Here is a 3,029-nt window from a genome sequence, read left to right as displayed (position 1 = left end):
GATCGGGACAGGCGGTGGATCTCGTCGATGAACAGGATGTCGCCCTCGCTGAGGTTGGTCAGCAACGCCGCCAGATCGCCTGGCTTCTCGATGGCAGGACCGGAGGTCACGCGCAGATTGACTCCCATCTCGTTGGCGACGATGCCTGCCAGCGTGGTCTTGCCCAGTCCTGGCGGACCGTACAGCAGCACATGGTCGAGCGCTTCGCCGCGCATCTTTGCCGACTGCATAAAGATCGACAGGTTTTCCTTGGCCTTTTCCTGACCGATATATTCGCTCAGCGTTTTCGGGCGCAGAGAGGTCTCCACATCGGAATCCTCCACCGAGGTATACTCCGGCGCGACGATCCGGTTTTCAAAGTCCATCTCATGTTCGAGCATTTGTGTCTCTCCTTTCCGCGCAGATTACCTGCTGCCGGCAAGCTTTTTCAGCGCCAGCTTCACCAGATCCTGCACGCTTGTCTCGGGCGGCTGTCCGGCGATGGCACGGGCAGCCTCGCTCTGGCTGTATCCCAGCACCTCCAGCGCCGCTACCGCTTCGGCAACGTTGCCGGTGCCCGCCGAAATCTGCTCGCTGACCTGACCGACCTGTCTGAGCTGGTCGCCCAGCTCCTCGCTTTTGACCTTGTCGCGCAGCTCCAGCAGGATGCGCTCGGCAAGCTTTTTGCCGACGCCGGCTGCACGGGTCAGGCTCTTTATATCCTGCGACACCAGGCTGAGCATCAGCTGGTCGGGTTTTAATTCGGACAGGATGGCAAGCGCGACCTTGGGTCCCACGCCCGACACCGAGGTCAGCTGCTTAAAGCAGTTGACCTCGGCGATGCTTGCAAAGCCGAACAGGTCGATGGCGCCCTCCCGCACATTCAGATAGGTGTACAGCATCACTTCCTCACCCACCGGCGGCAAGGCGTTTAAGGTGGTGCGGGTGGTGCTGCACAGATAGCCCACGCCGCCGCATTCGACCACCGCCGCATTGTCGGTGACGTGGATGAGTTTGCCTCTCAGACTATAAATCATGGACGGTCCTCCTCAGTTGCTGTTCAAAGCGCAGGCGGTTGTTGAGCGTACTGCCGGCACAGTGGGCGTGACAGATGGCCAGTGCCAGTGCATCGGCGGTGTCGTCCGGCTTTGGAATCGCGGGCAGATGCAGCAGGATGCGGGTCATCTCCATCACCTGCTTTTTCTCGGCCTTGCCATAGCCCACCACCGACTGCTTGACCTGCATCGGGGTGTATTGGCACACCTGCATCCTGCGCTGGGCTGCCGCAAGCAGAATCACGCCGCGCGCCTGCGCCACGTCGATGCCGGTGGTCTTGTTGTTGGTAAAAAACAACTTTTCAATCGACAGCACGTCGGGATGGTACCGCTCCAGGACGGTGTTCATGTCCTCATAGATCATCGCAAGACGCTGAGGAAAATCCATTCCTGCCGGCGTCGTGATGGCGCCGTAGCCCCGGATAATAAAGCGGCTTTTCTGATACTCCAACACGCCCCAGCCCACAATGGCATAGCCAGGGTCGATTCCCAGAATGATCAACACCATTCCCTCCTTGTCTGTTTACACACTTTTATATTATACCATACTTTCCCTGCCGCTACAACATTTGGTTTGATGCGGCTTTGCAAACTTTTTTTGAGGAAATGGGTTTTTGCTTTCCAGATTCTTGTGAAAAGAAACAAGAAATTTCCACAATCAAATTGAAAATTCTGCCAGATATGCTATAATAGAGATATAAAGGGGGTGTCCTTATGAATAAAGACCAGAAATTTGTAATCACCATCGGCCGAGAGCGCGGCAGCGGCGGCAGAATGGTCGGCAAGGAGCTTGCCCGACGCTTTCACATCCACTACTATGACCGCGAGATTCTTTCCATCGCATCCAAGGAGCTGAATGTGGACGAGGCGTATCTGTCCAGCATCGACGAACGTTCGATGAGCTTTATGCAGAACGTCTTTCCTGTTGCCTACGGCGGCAACAGCCTTGCGTTTAACTATGTGACCACCGAGGCGGAGCTGATCGGTGTACAGAGCCGCCTGATCTGCGAATTTGCCAGCAGCCGCAGCTGTGTCATCGTCGGACGCTGTGCCGACTATCTGCTGCGCGACAACCCCAACTGCTTCCGCATCTTCCTGTCCTCGGACATGGAGGACCGCATCGAGCACATCGCCGGCGTCTATGGCGTGACCAAGGACGAGGCCAAAAAGAAGATCAAGAAGATGGACAAGGACCGCGAAAAATACTACCGCAGTGTCACCGGCATGGACTGGGGCGATTCGCGCACCTATGACCTGTGCCTGAACACCTCGGTGCTCGGCATCGAAAAGAGCTGCGATCTGATCGAACAGGCGGTGCGCATCTTCCTGCAGGAGCGCGGCATCGACCCTGAACTGAACGCAAATCAGCCGTAATGACAGATTAACATACAAAAGAATCCCGCTTCCCTGTGGAAGCGGGATTCTTTTTTATCGAATGTGACTAGCCGAGCATGGTTCCTCCCCATTCGACCAGTACAAAGCCTTCGCGGTCAAACGACGGCAGCTGCTGCTCTGGACGGGCAGCAAAGTCGGCGCGGTTGCTTTCATCCACACGGGTCATCAGCATCTGCACGCGCAGCACACTGTCCGGCTGCGGAGTGACCGTCAGCTTGGCTGCATCGGTGTACTGCTGTGCGGCAAAGCTGACAAAGCTCTCGCCGTTCTGTTCGAGTTTTGGCAGCCAGTAGGTGATAAAGTCGTTCTGCTCAAGCTCGTTTAAGCCAAGGGCGGTCAGCTTCTCCTCCAAAAAGGCAAGCGCATCCTCCCCTTTCACCAGAAAGCCGCTCGGCTGCTGCCAGTCGACGTTTGCCACGCCCTCCCAGAACAGATAGCGATAGCTTCTTCCGGTGCTGTCGGTCAGCGTGCCGTCGGGCGCTGCGGTGACTGTCCAGCCCTGTGCAGGATAGGTCGGATAGGTGCTGGTGAGGGTACCGTCAAAGTCGAGCTTGACATTGACCTTGGTCGTCTGCTCAGGATAGAGATAGATCACCGGCT

The 3,029-nt window shown here is 56.8% G+C and carries 5 protein-coding genes; 1 reads left to right on the top strand and 4 read right to left on the bottom strand.

The window, feature by feature from the left end; genetic code table 11:
• The 3 genes from Q0L39_RS11450 to ruvC all read right to left on the bottom strand — a co-directional run.
• Positions 1 to 380 (bottom strand): AAA family ATPase (locus Q0L39_RS11450; protein WP_296629307.1); only part of this gene is annotated, 380 nt, incomplete at its 3' end.
• Between the two features lie 24 nt (positions 381 to 404).
• The gene (gene ruvA / locus Q0L39_RS11445) at positions 405 to 1,016 is read right to left on the bottom strand and encodes a Holliday junction branch migration protein RuvA (RefSeq protein WP_296629306.1); all 612 of its coding nucleotides are present in this window, start codon (positions 1,014 to 1,016) and stop codon (positions 405 to 407) included.
• Complete coding sequence (ruvC, locus tag Q0L39_RS11440; protein ID WP_296629305.1) at positions 1,006 to 1,536, bottom strand: crossover junction endodeoxyribonuclease RuvC; 531 nt, start codon at positions 1,534 to 1,536, stop codon at positions 1,006 to 1,008. Before ruvC ends, ruvA begins: the two co-directional genes overlap by 11 nt.
• A 212-nt stretch (positions 1,537 to 1,748) precedes the next feature.
• Between ruvC and Q0L39_RS11435 the strand changes: the two genes are divergently transcribed.
• On the top strand, positions 1,749 to 2,408 hold the full coding sequence (locus Q0L39_RS11435) for an AAA family ATPase (RefSeq protein WP_296629304.1): 660 nt from the start codon (positions 1,749 to 1,751) through the stop codon (positions 2,406 to 2,408).
• 67 nt (positions 2,409 to 2,475) lie between these two features.
• Here Q0L39_RS11435 and Q0L39_RS11430 read toward each other — a convergent pair.
• Positions 2,476 to 3,029, bottom strand: a 554-nt coding sequence (locus tag Q0L39_RS11430) for a hypothetical protein (RefSeq protein WP_296629302.1), incomplete at its 5' end; no start/stop codon positions are given.

The sequence above is a fragment of the uncultured Negativibacillus sp. genome (assembly GCF_944388365.1).
Lineage (GTDB): Bacteria > Bacillota > Clostridia > Oscillospirales > Ruminococcaceae > Negativibacillus.
This window is presented reverse-complemented; position numbering and strand designations above follow the sequence as displayed.